Genomic DNA, 18444 nt, shown 5'->3' with positions numbered 1-18444 from the left:
TTATTGCGGTCAAATTTTCTACTCCGCAAGCGAGCCGTCCATTTATTGGGGAGCCGATTACAAAGGATTTTGTAGGACTATGTCGAATCATCTTATGAGGGAAGTAAAGGGGGAGTATTGGCTGAATAAAGGCTCTTCCTTTTTTGTAGATAAACTTTTTGACCGAAAACGTGACCGTTGGAATCATGGGCGAGGGATCGAAAGAAAAAAATGTGCCTGAAGTGCAACCTTCTCCCCATGTTGATACGTCTATAAGCATAAGCGTAGCCAAGAGTGCTGAGCCAAACGTCATGCCCTAAAAAAAGGCAACAACAAAACCGAAACAATAGTATAGAGATTTTGGTAGTTGTATGGACGAAAGCAGACCTCCATCAGCTGTTCACGAAAGCGAAATACTTGTTTGAAGGAGAGCAATCATGAACAAGGCGATTGACATTAGCGTGCTCGATGGAGTTATTAAACGAACGATTGAAACGGTAGAAACAAGCAAAACCCAAATATTTGATATAGCCGAAAACGCAAGACAGCAAGGGAATTCGTTAAAGCTCGATTTGCATGAGCTGCGTCAGGAAATTTCAAAAGTCATTCAAAAGGTAGATGCGCTGGAGCTGGCGTATCGCAAATCACGCAACCGACTTGCCCTGGTTAGCCGCAACTTTCAGATGTACACGGAGGAAGACATCCGGATTGCCTATGAAGAAGCGAGCCGTATCCAGGTCGAGCTATCGATTTATCGGGAGCGGGAAAACAACCTGAAGCGTAGACGCAATGATTTGGAACGTCAATTGCGCACGCTGGAAGAGACCATCGATCGTGCGGAAAAGCTAGTGTCCCAGATGGGAGTGGTTTTGGGTTACCTCACTGGTGATCTGAGCAAGATCGGAGAAGCGTTGGAATCAGCTAAGCAGCATCAATTGATGGGGTTGAAAGTCATCCAGGCTCAGGAGGAAGAACGCAAGCGGGTAGCGCGTGAAATCCATGATGGTCCTGCACAGTCGATGGCGAATGTAGTGCTGCGCTCGGAGATCGTTGAAAAAATGTTAAAGAACGAACGGATTCTGGAAGCACAGATGGAGTTGCATGAGCTGAAAGAAATGGTTCGGATGAGCTTGGCCGATGTGAGAAGAATCATTTTCGACCTGCGCCCAATGGCATTGGATGATCTAGGCCTGGTACCAACACTGCAGAAATACATACAAACTTGCGAAGAGCGTATCGAGTCTTCCATTGATCTGGTAGTATTTGGTGTGGAGCCTCCACTTCGCAGCTCGGTGAAAGCCGCGATTTTCCGTTTGGTTCAGGAATGCCTGAACAATGTGGAAAAGCATGCGCGAGCAAACACGGTTCAAGTGAAGCTGGAATTTGTTCAGGAGTCCTTGAGTCTTGTAGTAAAGGACGACGGTGTCGGCTTTGATCTGGAGAAGCGACTGGCAAACGGCGGCTCGTTCGGTTTGCTGGGCATGAGAGAGCGCGTTCAGCTGCTGGAAGGCTCTGTTGAAATGCAATCGGCGCCAGGTGAAGGAACGAAGGTTATTTTTCAAATACCGCTTAAAATGTGAAAAAATATAGAACTTACACAGGGGGATGAGTCATGGATAAGAGACAGCAAGAGCTCCGTATCGTGATTGTGGACGACCATCAATTGTTCCGCGAAGGCGTGAAGCGTATTTTAGAAATGGAAAACGATTTTAAGGTTGTCGGTGAAGGAGCAGACGGTGGAGAGGCTGCCCTGCTGGCAGAAGAGCATAAGCCAGACGTATTGCTGATGGACATCAACATGCCGAATATCAACGGGGTTTCCGCAGCGGAGAATGTGATTTCGGTAAGTCCAAATACGCGTGTGATCATGCTCTCGATTCATGATGACGAAGGCTATGTATATCGCACGCTTCGCTCGGGAGCTTCTGGCTACCTGTTGAAAGAAATGGGGACGAGCGACCTCGTAGACGCTGTGCGCGTTGTAGCAAGCGGTGGAGCTTATATCCATCCAAAAGTAACGGGCAAGCTGATCGAGGAATTCCGTCGCTTGAGTGAACAGGAAGGGGCGGCAGAACGCAGCTTCTCCCTGGATGACTCGCAGATGATCGATCCAAAAGTGATCGAGTCTTTGACACGCCGCGAGCGTGAAGTGCTGCAGCTGATGGCAGAAGGCAAAAGCAACCGGGCTATCGGGGAGTTTTTGTTCATCAGTGAGAAAACGGTAAAGAATCACGTCAGCAGCATTTTGCAAAAGCTGAATGTGCAAGACCGTACGCAGGCTGTTGTCATCTCCATTAAAAATGGTTGGGTGAAGCTGTAGCGAAAAAAGGCTGTCCGGCATACCTTGTTAGTGGAGGAGGTATGACCGTGATGGAAGAACTTCTACTGTGGCTGTTAGCGGCATATGGCTGCTCCTCTTTGCTTGTGCTTTTGGCTGACAAATGGGCGAGAAGCATGAAAAGGGATGCAGAAATCCCGCAGCAGCACTACAAAGTATTGGTACGGGATTCCGAGCAAGTGCTGGAGAGAGTGATTCGACGCTTGCTGTTTCGTTCCTATTGGAGTGGCAAGCCTATCCGCATATCCTTGATTGACGCTGGATCATCAGATCATACCAGACGTATGGTCAGCATCTATGAGCGCTACCCGTACTTCTTTCGGTTATTGGAAGAGGGACAGGAGGAGCAGAATCAGTCACACATCGTCATTGATTTGCGACAGGAATCCAGTACGTGAAAAAATGGAACAAAAAGCACTGCTCACGGGCGGTGCTTTTTTTCGTGCAAAAATATTTGCCGACGCTCCCTGTCTTTTTGCACACTGAGGGCAAATGAGATCGATTCGGGAGGGAAGCTGTGTGCGCGAGTATTTGCTCTACATCAAGACAGGAGCGGAAAAGATGCTGTCTGCACAAGCCTATGTGACGCCCTGCTTTGCCGTAGATCAGTCGTTTTGGCAAGAGCGGGAGGGGTGTAAGCTGCATGTCATCGGCAAGAGTCCGTCACTAGCTCTGGCTTTTTCGTTGCGGGAGATTGTCAACGCACGCCTGAAGGAGCAGTACGGGACTTCCCATCCGATGAGCGAGGAAGGACTTGCCGAATTGCGGGAGCTGGCCGTACAGCAAGTGCGGGAGACAGCTGTCCTTTACGGGCGTGACATGGCGGGAGTGGAACCTCCAGGGCCTGAATGGTTTACATGGGAGACGGGGGATTGGTCGGTCTCGGTAACCCCGGAGATAGTGGAAGACGATGGGCAGAAGCTGAAGCTGCGCTTGGCGACTTCGACAATTCAAAAGGTCCTCGACGGCCGTGCCTTGCTGTGGGAGGAGACTGAGACGCTGCTATTGAAGAGAGAGGCTCCTATTCACGACTTGACTGCCGTTTTGCAAAGGATGGTTTTGTCTGAGCGAGCACAGTGGCGGCCGGGAATACGTTTCGCGATTAAAAAGAGCTGGTGGAAGCATCGGCTGGAAATGAGCTGCGAAAGGTGCGGGAGCAGGGCTAAGGATATTGAATACACCGTATGTCATTCCTGCGGGCAGGGCTGCGCCTATTGTACGGTTTGCCTGGGGATGGGCCGAAGCAAGTGCTGCACACCGTACTTGCTGGTTCCCGCGACGAGGGAGGCAGCCAGTGACGAGCGTGAAGCAGGGCGGAAGACAGCAAGGCTGCACTGGTCGGGTAGCTTTTCCCGCGATCAGGCGGTAGCTGCAGAACAGGCAAGAAGGTACGTGGCCAATCCCCGCCCCGGTTTGTCGCAGTTTCTTATTTGGGCTGTTTGTGGAGCGGGCAAGACTGAGCTTCTTTTTCCATCGATCGAAGTGGCGTTATCGACGGGAGGCAGGGTTCTGATCGCAACTCCCCGCAAGGATGTGGTTCTAGAGCTTGCTCCGCGCTTGCAGCGGGTCTTTCCTGATGCTCGTGTCATTGCTGTCCATGGATCCAGTCTGGAAAAGTGGGAGGAAGCGGATATTACGATTGCGACCACACATCAGGTCATGCGCTATTATCAACGCTTTCCGCTCGTGGTACTCGATGAGGTGGATGCTTTTCCCTACCATAACAATCCAATGCTGGAGAGGGCGGTAGCCAGAGCAGTAAAGCTCGAAGGAAAGCTGCTTTTTTTGAGCGCCACTCCCCCGCAATACCTCCAAAAAAGACTGGTAGCCGAAAGAAAAGAGAAGCTCGTTTTAAAAAAGTCCAAACTCCCGCTCCTGCGGTCCTCTACCCATGTACTGCTGCCTGGGCGCTATCATGGTTCTGCGCTCCCGGTCCCGCGCATCGAGACCATCCCAGGCTTGTACAAGCGCATGCGGGCAAACAGGCCTATCTCCTCCCTGCTTCAAATCGTACGAAGCACGCTCGCGGAGGGGAGGCAGCTGTTCTTGTTTGTTCCGCGTATTGACGATGTGGAGCGTGTCCTTGCCTATTTGACGACTTTCTTTCCGGACTTGGCCTCCCAAATGGCAGGTGTGCATGCTGCCGATCCACAGCGTGACGAGAAGGTCCGCTCTTTCCGGGAAAAACGTTACCGTCTCATGGTAACAACCACGATTTTGGAGAGAGGCGTCACGATCCCGCGAAGTGATGTTGTGGTACTGGGAGCAGAGGCTCCTGTTTTTGACGAAGCGTCCCTGGTGCAAATTGCGGGACGAGTAGGACGGTCCAGCGATGATCCTATGGGTGTAGTGCTGTTTTTGCAGGCTGAGCGCGCTGCCTCTCCAAAAGCGGCAGTCAGGCAGATCAGGCGTATGAACCAGCTTGCGAAGCTGCAAGAGGCACAGGAGGAGCGGGCATGAGATACGATACTTGCCTAGGCTGTGGTGGTCGCTTAAACGAGCGAGTAAAAGAGTCGGCTGTTCGCAGTTTGGCTGGTCAGCTAGCCAGTCGAACGCGCTACCCGGTCATGTATCGCTTGGTAGCTGGCTTGACGCTATGTGGAATCTGCATGAATCAGCTGCCCGTAATGCTTGGACCAAGCTGTCCGCAATGTGGACGGGAAGGAAGCCAATTGTGTTCGGATTGTCATAATATCACGGCAGAAACACTTCAAAGCAACCGCAGTTTGCTCCGATATAATGAATGGGGAAAAAATTTGCTGAGCACGTTTAAATATCGTGGCGAGGAACGATTGGCTGATTTTTTTGCCAAGCTGCTAACGATTGCGTTTTATCGTTATTACGAAGCGATCGCGTTTGATTGCATCACGACAGTCCCTCTTCATGCCCAACGTTTGCAGGAGAGAGGCTTCAATCAGGTTGATCTCCTGGCAAAGCGCCTGAGTGCCGATCTAGGAATCCCTGTTCGCTCGCTTCTGGTCCGTACAAAAATGACCGCCCAGCTAAGCAAGCAGGCAGGCCGTACCGCTCGTGTAGAAAGCATGGAGGGTGCGTTTTCGTGGGCGGGTGAGCGTGTCCAAAAGAACGTGTCTGGTTCATACCGCGTTCTTTTGCTAGATGATATTTACACGACAGGATCTACATTGCGTTCATGTGCAAAAACAATCCTTGCACACGCAGGTCCCCATGGCAGCATTTATTCCCTGACGATCTATCGATAGCCAGTCTGTGAAAACTGGAGTATCATTAGAAAATACATCAAGTTGAACGGAAAATTTATGGAAGGAATGTAGGGGGTGGCATTATGTCTTTGGGCAAACTTGCCAATTGTTCACGCTGTGATGCACTTTTTGTACAAGCTGTCCGCGATATTTGTCCGAAGTGCTATCAGCAGGTGGAACAGGAGTATGAGCTGTGTGCCCGGTTTTTGCGCAAACGGGAAAATCGAGGCTCTAACATTTACCAGGTGAGTGAAGTAACTGGCGTCAGTGTGAAGCAAATCACGAAATTTATTAAAGAAGGCCGTATATCCATTGCTGGCAACCCGCATCTCGGATATCCATGCGAGCGTTGCGATTCTTTGATACACACCGGTAATCTTTGTGATTCATGCATTGATAGTTTGAAGCATGATATCACGCAGGATTTGGAAGTCATGAGACGTCTTGATGAGGAGAAAAATCCAGGGAATTCGACAGCGGCCTATCGAGGAAAGAGGAATACTGACGAATAGTTTTGTAACAAAAAAACTAATCGGGCGCAGCGAAATTGCCGATGATACTACTAAGAAGTATCATCGGTTTTTTACATCATTCATGTCCGGTGGTTTGAGAGGATGGTTTTCACATGCGGATTAATGAGCCCAATCGTATCGGTATGATCAATGCCTATAACAAGACTGGTAACTCCCAGGTAGGTAAATCCGGCAAGATCCCGATGGGGAAAGATGAAGTGAACATTTCAACCGAGGCGTTGGAAATGCTGAAGCAGCTGGAAGATCCAGATTCACCGCAGCGTCGGGAAAAAGTAGATCAACTGAAAAAGCAGGTAGAAGAGGGAACGTATCGCGTGCCGAGTGAAAAAATCGCAGAGAAATTCCTTTCCTTCTGGCAAAAGAACAAATAGGCTCTCCAGGGAAGACGAGGGAGAATTCAACGATGACGAAAATGGAAATGCTCTACGAGCTGCTCGACAACTTGATCCAGTTGCACAAGGCCTTGTACACCTTGGCTACGCACAAGAAAGATGTGCTAGTTAAAGGAAATGTGAATGAGCTTGTGGCGATAACGAGCCAAGAGCAAAAGCTGATCAAGGGAATTACAGCAGCAGAAACAGCCCGTCTGAATGTAGTAAGAGAGCTGACAACCGAAAAAGGCTTTACGCTGCAGGAAGGCACACTGGCTGAATTGATCAAGTTGACGACCAGTGCGGAAGAGAAAACGCGACTGACCGTCTGTCGCAACGAACTGAGCCGGATTGTTTACGAACTGCGTGATGCGAATGAACTGAATCAGCAGTTGCTAAAGCAATCCCTTTCTTTTGTAAACATAACGCTCGACCTGATCACCGATACACCGGAGGACGATTTCATATACGGCAATCCTGCCTCCGAAGGCTATCGTCAGGCTAATCGAACTTTTTTTAATAAAAAAGCGTAAAGAGGTGTTGAAATGACATCGACATTTCATGGCATCGAAGTAAATAAGCGAGGATTGTTTGCTCAGCAAACCGCATTGAATACGACGGCTCACAATGTATCGAACGCGAATACAGCAGGATACACCAGACAACGTGTGAACTTGGAAGCTGCCAATGCTATTCCCGTTCCTGGCTTGAACACTGCTACAACAGCAGGCCAATTGGGAACAGGGGTGCAGGCTACAGAAATTCAGCGAATGCGTGAAGTTTATCTGGATAATCAGTATCGATCTCAGAATAAGCATTTTGGCTATTACGAATCAAAGCAAAGCGGACTGACACAAATTGAGGGTATTTTAAACGAACCGTCAGATAATGGCTTGCAAAATGTAATGGATAAATTCTGGCAGTCATGGGAAGATCTCTCTCAGAATCCTCAGGAGGCATCGACGCGTTCTGTTGTTGTCGAGCGTGCACTGGCAGTATCAGATACATTCACTGCTCTATATACACAGCTATCTGAGCTGCAAAACAATAAAGATGAAGAATTGAAGTCAAAAGTACAGGATGTCAATTCTATTGCGACCCAGATTGCGGACCTCAATTCGCAAATAAATAAGCTGGTTCCAAGCGGCTATCAGCCCAATGATCTCTATGACAAACGGGATCTGCTCATCGATAAGCTATCCAAACTAGCAGATACGAAGATAACGAATGCTGCTAACGGAATGGTGAATGTAACGATAGATGGACAACCGCTTGTTACAGAACAGAACTTTAATGCTATGGTTGCGACGGAAAACCCAACAACTGGGTTGGTAGATATAACTTTAGGAGGAGCAGCTTTTACCCCTATTTCGGGTAGTTTGGCTGGGATTTACGAAAATCGCTCCGGTGATATCCCTCAAATGATGAATAAGTTGGATATCCTAGCCTCCAATTTTACGAGAGAATTAAACAAGGTTCATCGAGAAGGGGTTAGTATTACGGATCTCCAAGCAGGGAATACGGCAAAATCAGATATTCCATTCTTTGTTGATTCAAGTGATGCTTCTAAGGATCCTACAGGAGCAAACAAAATTTCAGTGAATCCTTTAATAAGAGGAAATCTGAATAATATTGCGACGGCCAAGCCGGCAAGTGCTGCTACAGGAGATGGCAGCAATGCTTTGGATATTGCCAAGATTAAGTACCAAACCCTTGCGATCACAAATGCGGATGGAACAATAGCGGCAACTACGAATTTGGACGATTACTATCGTTATACCATTTCAGAGCTTGGCACACAGAGCCAAGAAGTACAACGTCAAGTCGAAAACACAGAGCTGATGACTGAACAAATAGAATCTCAACGACAGTCTGTATCGGGAGTATCCATTGATGAAGAAATGGCAGAAATGGTCAAATACCAATCTGCGTACAGTTCTTCAGCAAGAATGATGACAACCGTAGACGAGATGTTGGATAAATTGATTAATGGCATGGGACGAGTAGGCCTCTAATGTTGTGACGAGTGGGAGTGAGTAAAAAGTATGGCGACGCGAATAACGCAGACAATGCTAAATAGCAACATGCTTCGAAATTTAAATACGTCTATGAACAAAATGAGTAAGCTACAGGAGCAATCATCTACGGGCCGTGTGATCTCACGGCCATCGGATGATCCGGTAGTCGCCAGCAGAGGGATGTTCTACCGTACCGCGCTGAACCAAAACGAACAGTATCAGAGAAATGCAGACCAGGCAAGCGCCTGGATGGATACGGCTGACCAGGCTCTCGATGATGTGGGGCTGGTTATGCAGCGGGTAAAGGAGCTTGTCACTCAGTCGGGGGGTGTCATGGACGCTACTTCCTTGAACGCGATTGCGGATGAGATCGACCAACTCCGCGAACAGATTGGAGCAACTGCCAATCAGACGTTGGGAGGCTATTATGTTTTTGCTGGAACTGACTCTGACAATCCTCCGTACGATTCAGCCACCAAAACTTTTGTCAACACAAATACCGGTGACATCAATTTCGAAGTGAGTGAGGGAGTATACCTGCCTGTCAATGTAAAAGGGGTAGACGTTTTCTCGTCTCCCTCCACTACCGATAACATTTTCTCGTTGATGACCAACATCTCCAACACGTTAAGATCCGGACAATCGGCAGCTAGTTACACGGATGAGGTGGACGACAAGACACGCACTGTATTGTCTGCCCGGACAGCTTTAGGTGCTCGGGTCAATCGGTTGGAGCTGACCCAAAGCCGACTGGAAAGTCAAAACTTGAATATTAATACTTTAATGTCCGACAATGAAGATGCTGATATGTCCGAGGTTTACACCGAATTGAAAATGCAAGAAAGTGTGTATCAATCTGCCTTGAGTATTGGCGCAAGGGTAATCCAGACATCGTTGGTAGATTATTTAAAATAATGAAAGGAGGGGGATCTGATGAGGATTCCCCAAATTCGAATTAGTCAGGGCTTTACTCAAATTGATATGAATATCCAAGAGCCAAAAGTAGATATCGAGCAGCAACCTGCTGACATCTCCATCAAGCAGAAGCCTCCAGAAATAACAGTCGAGAGGATTAGAGGCTCGCTGAACGTCGATACGACAGAGGCCCGTGCCAATCTCGATTTAAAGAGCGCGGCACGTCGTATCTCCGAGTTCGCCGATTATGCCAGCGAGCAGCTAACGGAATATATCGTGGCGAAGTCCCAAGAAGGCGATCAATTGATGAAGATCGGAAACAAGCAGACATCGATTGCCAATCAGATCAACAATAGGCGACTGGAAACAAAAGAGCCTTACAAATTGCCATATAACCCCGATTACATGAACATTCGGTTTACACCTGACAAGCTCAATATAGAGTGGAATATAAGCAAGCCAGAGGTGACAGTAACTCCACATAAGCCTGAAATCAACTTGATACGAGGGCAGGTAGAGACCTACATCAAGCAAAAAAACTGGATCAATGTTGAAGTGAACAGATATGATACAGAGGTATAGAGCAAGTCTTGGAGGGGAATAATGTTGGCTCAAGAAAAAAGAAAGGTGTCTACTCCAGCGGCAAGCACAGTCCGGTTTGTGCGGGATATTCCCGGATTTTCGGGAATCCAGCACTACAAGATTCTTGAACCTGCAGAAGGCACTCCCTTTTACCGATTAATGCCTGACAGCGAAGAATTTTCTTTCCTGTTGTTGCATACCTTTGATTACTTTGGAGACTACGATTTCGAACTACCCAAGCAAGAGCAGGATCTCCTTCAACTGAACAAGGAGAGCAAAATTCTCGTCTTTTCCATCGTCAATTGGGGGAGCGGACTCAAGGCAGCTACCGTTAATCTGAAAGCTCCCATTGTGGTGAACCCGGCCAACGGTTCAGCCCTGCAAATCATCTTGGACACCGAGATGTACAAAGTAAAAGAACCGCTGCTTCCAGCCATTATGAAAAGCAGGTGATATCCATGCTTGTCTTGTCGCGTAAAGTCGGACAGTCTCTCGTTATCCAGGAAGATATTGTGCTGAAAGTGGTCAGTATCGACGGGGAGAACGTGAAGCTGGGGATCGAGGCGCCTAAACACATCTCCATCTATCGGGACGAAATCTACGAGTCGATCAAAAGCGAAAATAAAGGCGCCGTCTTGAACCAGAAGGAAATCGATCTACAGGAATTGGCAACACTTTTGATGCAATCAAAACATGCCGCAGAAGACCAGGATGCATAGACCTCTCGACAGGTTTGTGCATCTTTTTTTGTTTTTTTTCAAAAAAAGACTAAAAAACCGATTACACCCTGTCGATAACTATATTGTAAGGGACATTTGCTAGACGCGCGATAGCAAGGACCCGAACGCAAATACGGAACAAGGACGTTCCTATCACACACATTCAAGGAGGAATTTTTCATGCGTATTAACCACAACCTGTCTGCAATGAACACTCATCGTCAACTGAGCATCAACGATACCAACTCTAGCAAATCCATGGAGAAATTGAGCTCCGGCTACCGCATCAACCGTGCGGCTGACGATGCTGCTGGTCTGTCCATCTCCGAAAAAATGCGTGCTCAAATTAAATCGCTGACTCAAGGCTCTCGTAATACTCAAGATGGTATTTCTTTGGCACAAACTGCTGAGGGTGCACTGACTGAAGTATCCGATATGTTGACTCGTGCAAAAGAACTGGCTGTGCAAGCTTCCAGCGGTACCTATAACACAACTGACCTGGCAGCGATCGACGCGGAATACACTGAATTGAAATCTGCAATCGATGACATCGCTACAAAAACGGACTTTAACGGAATTAAAATGCTCAATGCTGCAACATCAATTGACATCCAATTTGGTGCAAACTCCGGGGACAAAATCACCATTACCGGCGGCGACATGCAATCAAGCGCTATTGGCTTGACTGGTGATATGACATCTAACGCTAACGCTAAAACTGAACTGGGTGCGATCGATAGTGCAATTGAAGCAGTAAACACCCTCCGTTCCTCTTTTGGTGCCCTGCAAAACCATATGGAACATACTCAAAAGAACCTCGATGCTACTTCGGAAAACCTGCAAGCTGCTGAGTCCCGTATTCGTGACGTAGATATGGCGAAAGAAATGAGCGAATACACCAAGAACAACATCCTTTCCCAAGCTGCTACTTCCATGCTGGCTCAAGCAAACCAACAGCCACAAAACGTTCTCAGCTTGCTTCGTTAATTGACAGTGTAAAAAGTGGAGAAAGGTCCATTGATTCGTCGATGGACCTTTTCTTCATAATTTATCGTACTCCGCTCTTTATTTAGTGCCAGGGAGTGTTCACATGAGAATTAGCCTTTGTATGATCGTGAAAAACGAAGAAGAAGTTTTGCGTGAGTGTCTGGAAAGCGTAAGCGGGATTGTGTCGGAAATCGTCGCTGTTGATACAGGGTCGAATGACCGGACGCTTGACATATTGAAAGAATATGGGGCGAAGATCAAAAAGCTAGCGTGGAATCATGATTTCTCCGCGGCTCGTAATGCCTCATTGTCGGAGGCTACAGGTACACATATCCTAGTTTTGGACGCTGACGAAAGACTTTTGTCTTCCCGTGAAGAGTTGGAAGCGATTTTGCAAGAGAATCCTCATGTTCCCTTGCAGGTACTGTGTAAGAACGACTTGGATGGTGAAATCTCTACGCATCGTGTTGTACGGGTGTTTCCGAATGATCCCGAGCTCTGTTTCCAAGGCGCCATCCACGAAAGCATTCATAGAGACGGCAAGCAAGTCTCCGGATGTCCCTCCTCTCTTGTCATTTGGCATGTCGGCTATCAAAAAGAGCGGTATGAAAAACGAAACAAAAAAGAGTTTTATCTAACACTATATGAAAAAGAACTCAAAACTCGCGGGGAAGATGGATATCTGCTGTATCAAATCGGAAAGCTGCTGTATTCTACAGGAGATTATTCCGAAGCGATCCAATACTTTCAGAAATGCATGGAACATGGAGAGGAGAAATCCCTCTATTTTCCCGCCATGCTTGTCTTGCACGGCTACACGCTGAAGCATGCGGGACGCAGCGTGGAAGCGCTGGAGTTACTGGTGGACTTCATCGACACATACCCCGATTACCCCGATTTGTTTTTCCTGATGGGCTTGCTCTCTCTAGAAGCTGGATTGCTGGAGAATACGGAGCTGGCCTTCCTGCAATGCGTAGAAATCGGGGAGACGCAAAAGTACTCGACTGTTGATGGCGTAGGAACGTATCGAGCCTATCACAACCTGGGTGTCTTTTATGAAGTGTATGGGCAGAAAAAAAATGCAATCGACTGGTACTCCAGAGCAGCTGATGCTGGTTATCGACCATCTGCCGAACGTTTAATAGAATATGGAAATATTCTAAAGAAAAACATGTAAGAAGTTGGCTGAAATGTCGATAATCAAATAGAAAACCAATTCGCTTTGGGGGAGATTTGATTGGACCGAATCGAGAGCAGCGGGCGTGTTAATCCGTATCTATCTGAATGGAATCCTTCAGGAGGTCAGCAACAGCCGGGAGCCGCGAAAGAAACGGCAGATCCGAATCGGAATCCAGACAAACAACAAGAAATACCAGACGTGGATAAAGATCAACGGGATTTGTTTGATGGCAGCACCTACTTGCAGTTTTCTGTACATAAAGATTTGCCCAGCATCATAATCAAGGTTTTCGACAAAAAAACGGGTGAGCTGATCAGAGAGGTTCCGCCGGAAAAAGTCTTGGACATGGTTTCCGGCATGATGAAGCGAACAGGATTAATTGTGGATAAGAAACTATAAGGGAGTGACATAAATGCCGACGCGTATATCAGGGTTTTCTTCCGGCCTGGATATTGAGAGCTTGGTTACGAAATTGATGAAGGCCGAACGTGCCCCAATGGACAAGCTTGAACAGAAAAAGTACACCCTCCAATACAAGCGGGAAGATTACTTGAAGGTAAATACCCAGCTGGCAGCACTGCAAAAGAAGGCCTCCAGCTTCAAGCTGACTTCTACCATAAACAAAATGACAGCGGAAGTTACAGGGGACACTAGTGGAGTCTCTGTTTCTACTACCCCCTCTACAACTGCTGCTAGCTACACTGTTAAGGTTAATCAGGTTGCAACGAGATCGAGCGTAACCAGCGGGACACTCATTAAAGATCCAACATTTGACCCTACCAAGTCGCTTGCTTCTCAAAGCAGCTCCCTTACCGGTGCGTTGACTTCGGACGGTACGGATGCTGTCGATTATTCCTTTAAAATCAACGGTGTAGAAATCACGGTTGATGCTGACAAGGAATCGATGAATGATGTCATCAGCAAAATCAACAACAGCCAGGCAGGTGTAACGGCAGTATTTGACAAAAACAGTGGCCAGATCAATCTTCAGTCCAAAACGGAAGGACTGGTCAATGGCGTCAACAAGGACGGGAATCAGATTACATTTACTGACGGTACGGTAGGTGATACGACAAGCTTTATTACTGGAATACTGAAAATAGATCCAGCTACAGTAACAATAGCACAAGGAGCAGAAATTCAAGTCAACGGAATTACTATGAAAAGCAATACCAACGACTTCAATGTCAATGGGCTGAAAATCACGGCCAAGACAAAAGATGCATCAGTGACGATCAATGCCAAACGCGATGTGGATGCAATGGTGACCAATATCAAGGATTTTATCCAATCCTTCAATGACACATTGACACTCATGAACACGGAATACGATGAAAAGCATAATCGCAATTACAATCCGTTGACCAAAGAACAGCGAAATGACATGACCGAAAACGACGCGAAACTCTGGGATGAAGAAGCCAAAAAAGGTATGTTATATCGGGACAGTACCTTGAGCAAGATGCGAAACGATCTGAAATCAGCCACCATTACAGAGTTTACAGCAACAGGATCTAGCACCTATACAACACTGGGATCCATAGGTATTTCCACCACAAGCTGGCGGGACAAGGGGATTCTTACCGTCGATGAAACCAAGCTGCGCCAAGCGTTGGAGAATGATCCCGATGCGGTTGTCAGCATGTTTACAAACAGTTCCACGGTTGATGAGGAAAAGGGGCTTGCCTACCGTCTTTATGATTCGGTGACAGCAACGATTAAATCAATCAAAGAAAAAGCGGGTTATTCCAGCACAGAAGAAGACGAGAGCAGTCTGGGCAAACAGATGAGAAATATTAGCCGGAAGATGGCTGATTGGGAAGTCACCCTCAATTCTAGAGAAAATGCCTACTATGCAAGGTTTACTGCTATGGAAAAGGCCATGCAAAAATACCAGAGTCAAATGTCCCAAATAGGCTTAGGGTAAAGGATAGTGAAAACTTATGAATCAATACGCCGTAAGAAATCCATACATGAAAAACTCCGTAGAGACCGCTTCTCCGTCCAAACTTCTTTTGATGCTCTATGATGGAGCGATCAAGTTTACCAAACTTGCCATTCAAGCGATGGAAGAAAAAAATATCCAAGATGCGCATAATTACAATATTCGCGTCCAGAATATTTTTGATGAACTTATGGCTACATTGGATTTTTCCTATCCGATCAGCAAACAGCTGCTCTCCTTATACGAGTATATGAACCACAGGCTGGCAGAAGGCAATATCAGAAAAGATCCTGAACCGCTTCAGGAAGTACTCAAATTCCTGACGGATTACCGGGAAGTATGGGTAGAGGCAGCTAAAAGGGAAAAAGCGAATGGATAACAAGCAGGAGTTTGCTTTATTAATTGACGAGATCGCCACAAAAACCGAACAGTTTCTTTCCATGAATGTTTCTTGTGTAGACGAGCAGGGAGTTCTTCATCCGCTCCTGGAAGACATTCTGACAAAAAGAGATGAAGCGGTAGCACTTATTGCACAATTCCCGGACCTGAAAGCGGTTTTGAGGGATGCGGCAAATTTTCATGAAGCAAACGAAGCCTTGGGTAAGTTGATGAGTGATGAATTTTTATTCATTAAAAATGAGATCAAAAAAATAAATCAGGCAAAGCATTTTAATAGATCATACGGAAATCAAAATCAACAGCATAATCCGATCTTTATTAATGATTTGGGATAAAAGTTTAACAAGGTGCCTGTAGATTTCATTAGGCACCTTGATTTTTTTCATTTTACTCCAACTGCTTTCCTTTACAAGGTTTTCGCCTCTCTCTCCATCCTCCCTCCATTTGCTATACTGGAAACATCTGTTGAAAAAACTAGGAAGGTGACACCATTGTCCACAAAACGCCGCTCGCTGCTCCTGATCGGGGCCGTCCTGCTCATCTTCGTCCACGCGGTCTACCTGAACGGCAGCCTCGCTGATTTGATAAATCCGACCGCGATCGAGCTGGTCGCGCTCTCGGTGATCATTTCGTTTGCGATCAAGCGCAAGCATCTGGATCTGAAAAAAATCATAAATCTGCTCATCCACGGCCGTGAGAGCAACGTCGAGGAGACCATCAAGCGCTTCTACTATTACGCGCTCGTCCAGAAAGAACAGGGATATATCGCGCTCGAAAAGGAACTCCAGCAAGAAAGAGACTCGTTCGTTCAGCGCGGCAGCCTGCTCGCGATCGAGGGTGTTCCAGAGGACGAGCTGCGACTTATTCTGGAAAACGAGCTGAAAGGAGAGCAGTACCGCTACCAGCAGTCTGCGGGCTTTTTCCGGCTCATCAGCTTGCTGGCGCCTGGGATGGGGCTGGTTGGTACCTTGCTTGGGATGACAGGCGTTCTGAAGTCCCTCTCCGACTTTAGCGTGACCGGACACAGTCTGAGCGCGGCCGTGGTTGCGACCTTGTACGGAGCGCTTCTGGCCAACCTGCTGGCTCTGCCATGCTACTACCGCATGATGGATATCTATGACCGGGAAATGTTTGAAAAGCGGCTGTTTATCGAAGGCTGTGTCGGCTTGCAGCGGATGGAAACGCCGCGCTTGCTGTTCGAGAAATTGAATTCGTTCCTGCCAGGTGATCAGAAGCTGGTGTTGATCAAAGAGGCGGGCAGTACGAAAGGAACGATTGAAAGGCAGGATCGCTATGCATGATGATCGTCTGTACGATGAAAAGGAGCTGGAGAAAAGCTGGCTGCTCAGCTACAGCGATCTGATTACTCTCTTGTTCGTCATCGTGGTGATTATTGCCGCATCCCAGGCTAACAACATCCAATCGCAGCGTGAAGAGGTGCGAAAGGAAAGCGTGGAGCAGCAGGCGACCCTCAAGCAGGTGCATGAGAGCCTGGATCTCTTGAATCTGCAAAAACTGGAGCTGCAGCGGGAAGTGCATCAGCTGGAAGCGCAGAAAAAGTCGCTGACGGGCACAGAACAGGACAACCCAGATGTTGCTTCGGCAGTGAAGCCCCCGCCACCCATTGGTTCGCAGGAGAAAGACGCTGCTGAGCGCGATATGGAGACAGTCCGAACGCAGCTTTCCTCCGCGTTGGCAGAACTGAATCTCGATTTCGAAGAGACAGAAGAGGGATTGCGTATCCGTCTGCCCGTAAGCATTTTGTTTACGAGCGGATCCTCTGAGCTAAAGGACCAAGGGAAGCAGGTTGTGGGGACGGTTGCTGGGGTATTGCAGCGTTTTGGCAACCGGGTGAGGATCGAGGGCTATACAGATGATACGCCCATTGCCCATAGTGCTTACCAAACAAACTGGGAGCTTTCCACAGGACGCGCTATTGCAGTAATGCGGGAAATGGTTGATGCGTACAGTTTGCCGTCCACCCGATTTACCGTGGCGGGACTGGGAGAATCCAAGCCATTAGTGGATAATTCAAACGAGGAGAACCGCACTCGTAATCGCAGAGTAGAGATTATCATTTTAGCGGAAAAAGAATAATTCATATTTTTCTGCAAATATATCGGATTTTGAGAAGGATTCCTGTGTATCAGATAGAAGTATATCTGACAGGAATCTTTCTTTTTTTCTGACCATTTTCCGTTCGATGTAGGTGCCGCTCTCTCGCAAAATCGCGCCTTGCGACCGGGAAATAGTTATGCCCAGCTTGTGCACAACCGCATGTGGATAATGTGGACAACTCTGTGGAGAACGCAAAAAACACGTTATTTGGTTGTGGATAATGTTGGGGAAAAGCTGTACACACAGAGATAGAATCAAGGGGGTTTTACAGTTGAAGATCGGGAAAAAGTGGTTGGCAACTCTTGCGTTGACCGTTGGGGTGGGACTTTTGGTCTCAGCTTGTGGATCGGGTGGTCAGCAAGCATCAGGTGGTTCTGCAGCGCCAGCAGGGGACAGCAAAGTATATGTGGTAGGTACGGACGCTGCTTATCCGCCATTTGAAAAAATGGAAGCGGACAAAATCACCGGTTTTGACATTGATGTGATTCAAGCAGTTGCAGATGCAGGTGGCTTCAAGATCGAAGTGAAGAACACCGGTTGGGATCCTTTGTTTGATGGCATTGACAAAGGGAATGTCGATTTGGGCATATCCGCAGTGACGATTACAGATGAGCGTAAACAAAAATATGATTTCTCGGAGCCCTACTTTGATGCAAACCAGCTGATTCTTCTGCCGGAGGATACGACGGTTACCAAGCTGGCTGATCTGAAGGGGAAGAAGATCGGGGTACAGTCGGCAACGACAGGTGAGCAGGTTGTGAAAAAAGCCTTTGGCGATACGTATGAAGGAATTAAAGGCTTCGACGATACGCCATCCGCTGTGGACGATTTCTTTGTGGGCCGTGTGGATGCGGTTGTGGCTGACAATGCCGTTCTGCAGGATTATGCGAAAAAAGTGAAAGACAAAAAGTTCAAGCTGATCAAGGACGATTCGTTCGAGGTTGAACACTATGGCATCATGGTGAAAAAAGGCAATGCAGACCTGCTGAACAAAATCAACCAAGGTCTGAAAACGATTAAAGAAAACGGCAAGCTGAAAGAAATCAACGAAAAGTACTTCGGTCAGTAATGGCTGAAAATAGCCCCGAGGCGGGTGCGTCTATTGGCGTACCCGTTCCTTGTGCTCGGATGACCTTTTG

22 protein-coding genes are annotated in these 18444 nt (G+C 47.5%); all 22 read left to right on the top strand.

Translation table 11 applies throughout. The features are described from left to right. The first annotated feature begins 416 nt into the window (after nucleotides 1-416). The 22 genes from EDM55_RS15675 to EDM55_RS15570 all read left to right on the top strand — a co-directional run bounded on the left by EDM55_RS15675 (nucleotide 417) and on the right by EDM55_RS15570 (nucleotide 18374). Nucleotides 417-1559, top strand: coding sequence for a sensor histidine kinase (locus EDM55_RS15675; protein WP_122960737.1), 1143 nt, complete (start codon nucleotides 417-419; stop codon nucleotides 1557-1559). Between the two features lie 32 nt (nucleotides 1560-1591). Further along, nucleotides 1592-2299 (top strand): response regulator, encoded by a 708-nt coding sequence (locus EDM55_RS15670; protein WP_092275442.1) that lies wholly within the window; start codon nucleotides 1592-1594, stop codon nucleotides 2297-2299. Between the two features lie 50 nt (nucleotides 2300-2349). Further along, nucleotides 2350-2715 carry a glycosyltransferase family 2 protein gene (locus EDM55_RS15665; protein WP_122960736.1) on the top strand — a complete coding sequence of 122 codons (366 nt, stop codon included), beginning with the start codon at nucleotides 2350-2352 and terminating at the stop codon, nucleotides 2713-2715. Between the two features lie 121 nt (nucleotides 2716-2836). Beyond that, complete coding sequence (locus tag EDM55_RS15660) at nucleotides 2837-4777, top strand: ATP-dependent helicase ComFA (RefSeq protein ID WP_246071100.1); 1941 nt, start codon at nucleotides 2837-2839, stop codon at nucleotides 4775-4777. Further along, nucleotides 4774-5538, top strand: a complete 765-nt coding sequence (locus EDM55_RS15655) for a ComF family protein (RefSeq protein ID WP_122960734.1) — start codon at nucleotides 4774-4776, stop codon at nucleotides 5536-5538. The genes EDM55_RS15660 and EDM55_RS15655 overlap by 4 nt, the downstream gene beginning before the upstream one ends. 83 nt (nucleotides 5539-5621) lie before the next feature. Beyond that, the gene (locus EDM55_RS15650; protein ID WP_092275453.1) at nucleotides 5622-6050 is read left to right on the top strand and encodes a TIGR03826 family flagellar region protein; all 429 of its coding nucleotides are present in this window, start codon (nucleotides 5622-5624) and stop codon (nucleotides 6048-6050) included. Between the two features lie 113 nt (nucleotides 6051-6163). Then, nucleotides 6164-6442, top strand: coding sequence for a flagellar biosynthesis anti-sigma factor FlgM (gene flgM / locus EDM55_RS15645; protein WP_092275456.1), 279 nt, complete (start codon nucleotides 6164-6166; stop codon nucleotides 6440-6442). Between the two features lie 41 nt (nucleotides 6443-6483). Beyond that, nucleotides 6484-6975, top strand: a complete 492-nt coding sequence (locus EDM55_RS15640) for a flagellar protein FlgN (protein ID WP_122960810.1) — start codon at nucleotides 6484-6486, stop codon at nucleotides 6973-6975. A gap of 12 nt (nucleotides 6976-6987) precedes the next feature. Then, a complete protein-coding gene (flgK, locus tag EDM55_RS15635; protein ID WP_122960733.1) occupies nucleotides 6988-8457 on the top strand; it encodes a flagellar hook-associated protein FlgK in 1470 nt (489 codons plus the stop codon). Between the two features lie 30 nt (nucleotides 8458-8487). Further along, nucleotides 8488-9375, top strand: coding sequence for a flagellar hook-associated protein FlgL (gene flgL, locus EDM55_RS15630; RefSeq protein WP_122960732.1), 888 nt, complete (start codon nucleotides 8488-8490; stop codon nucleotides 9373-9375). An 18-nt stretch (nucleotides 9376-9393) separates the two neighbouring features. Further along, nucleotides 9394-9957, top strand: a complete 564-nt coding sequence (locus tag EDM55_RS15625; RefSeq protein ID WP_122960731.1) for a DUF6470 family protein — start codon at nucleotides 9394-9396, stop codon at nucleotides 9955-9957. A 21-nt stretch (nucleotides 9958-9978) separates the two neighbouring features. Continuing rightward, the gene (locus EDM55_RS15620; protein ID WP_122960730.1) at nucleotides 9979-10410 is read left to right on the top strand and encodes a flagellar assembly protein FliW; all 432 of its coding nucleotides are present in this window, start codon (nucleotides 9979-9981) and stop codon (nucleotides 10408-10410) included. 5 nt (nucleotides 10411-10415) lie between these two features. After that, nucleotides 10416-10676 carry a carbon storage regulator CsrA gene (gene csrA / locus EDM55_RS15615; protein WP_122960729.1) on the top strand — a complete coding sequence of 87 codons (261 nt, stop codon included), beginning with the start codon at nucleotides 10416-10418 and terminating at the stop codon, nucleotides 10674-10676. Nucleotides 10677-10856: 180 nt separating this feature from the next. Continuing rightward, nucleotides 10857-11663, top strand: a complete 807-nt coding sequence (locus EDM55_RS15610; RefSeq protein ID WP_122960728.1) for a flagellin N-terminal helical domain-containing protein — start codon at nucleotides 10857-10859, stop codon at nucleotides 11661-11663. Nucleotides 11664-11766: 103 nt separating this feature from the next. Then, entirely contained in the window at nucleotides 11767-12840 is a 1074-nt protein-coding gene (locus EDM55_RS15605) for a glycosyltransferase (RefSeq protein ID WP_122960727.1), read from the top strand. A gap of 60 nt (nucleotides 12841-12900) precedes the next feature. Further along, nucleotides 12901-13242 (top strand): flagellar protein FlaG, encoded by a 342-nt coding sequence (locus EDM55_RS15600; RefSeq protein ID WP_122960726.1) that lies wholly within the window; start codon nucleotides 12901-12903, stop codon nucleotides 13240-13242. A 13-nt stretch (nucleotides 13243-13255) separates the two neighbouring features. After that, the gene (gene fliD / locus EDM55_RS15595; RefSeq protein ID WP_122960725.1) at nucleotides 13256-14770 is read left to right on the top strand and encodes a flagellar filament capping protein FliD; all 1515 of its coding nucleotides are present in this window, start codon (nucleotides 13256-13258) and stop codon (nucleotides 14768-14770) included. Between the two features lie 16 nt (nucleotides 14771-14786). Continuing rightward, complete coding sequence (fliS, locus tag EDM55_RS15590; RefSeq protein WP_122960724.1) at nucleotides 14787-15167, top strand: flagellar export chaperone FliS; 381 nt, start codon at nucleotides 14787-14789, stop codon at nucleotides 15165-15167. Further along, nucleotides 15160-15522, top strand: a complete 363-nt coding sequence (locus tag EDM55_RS15585; RefSeq protein WP_122960723.1) for a hypothetical protein — start codon at nucleotides 15160-15162, stop codon at nucleotides 15520-15522. Before fliS ends, EDM55_RS15585 begins: the two co-directional genes overlap by 8 nt. A gap of 156 nt (nucleotides 15523-15678) precedes the next feature. Continuing rightward, complete coding sequence (locus EDM55_RS15580) at nucleotides 15679-16488, top strand: motility protein A (RefSeq protein WP_122960722.1); 810 nt, start codon at nucleotides 15679-15681, stop codon at nucleotides 16486-16488. Continuing rightward, nucleotides 16481-17284, top strand: a complete 804-nt coding sequence (locus EDM55_RS15575) for an OmpA family protein (RefSeq protein ID WP_122960721.1) — start codon at nucleotides 16481-16483, stop codon at nucleotides 17282-17284. The genes EDM55_RS15580 and EDM55_RS15575 overlap by 8 nt, the downstream gene beginning before the upstream one ends. Nucleotides 17285-17576: 292 nt before the next feature. Beyond that, nucleotides 17577-18374, top strand: a complete 798-nt coding sequence (locus tag EDM55_RS15570; RefSeq protein WP_122960720.1) for a basic amino acid ABC transporter substrate-binding protein — start codon at nucleotides 17577-17579, stop codon at nucleotides 18372-18374. Nucleotides 18375-18444 lie beyond the last annotated feature (70 nt).

This window comes from Brevibacillus centrosporus, assembly GCF_003710815.1.
Lineage (GTDB): Bacteria > Bacillota > Bacilli > Brevibacillales > Brevibacillaceae > Brevibacillus > Brevibacillus centrosporus.
Note: the sequence above shows the minus strand (reverse complement) of the source record. Positions and strands in the feature narration are given on the sequence as shown.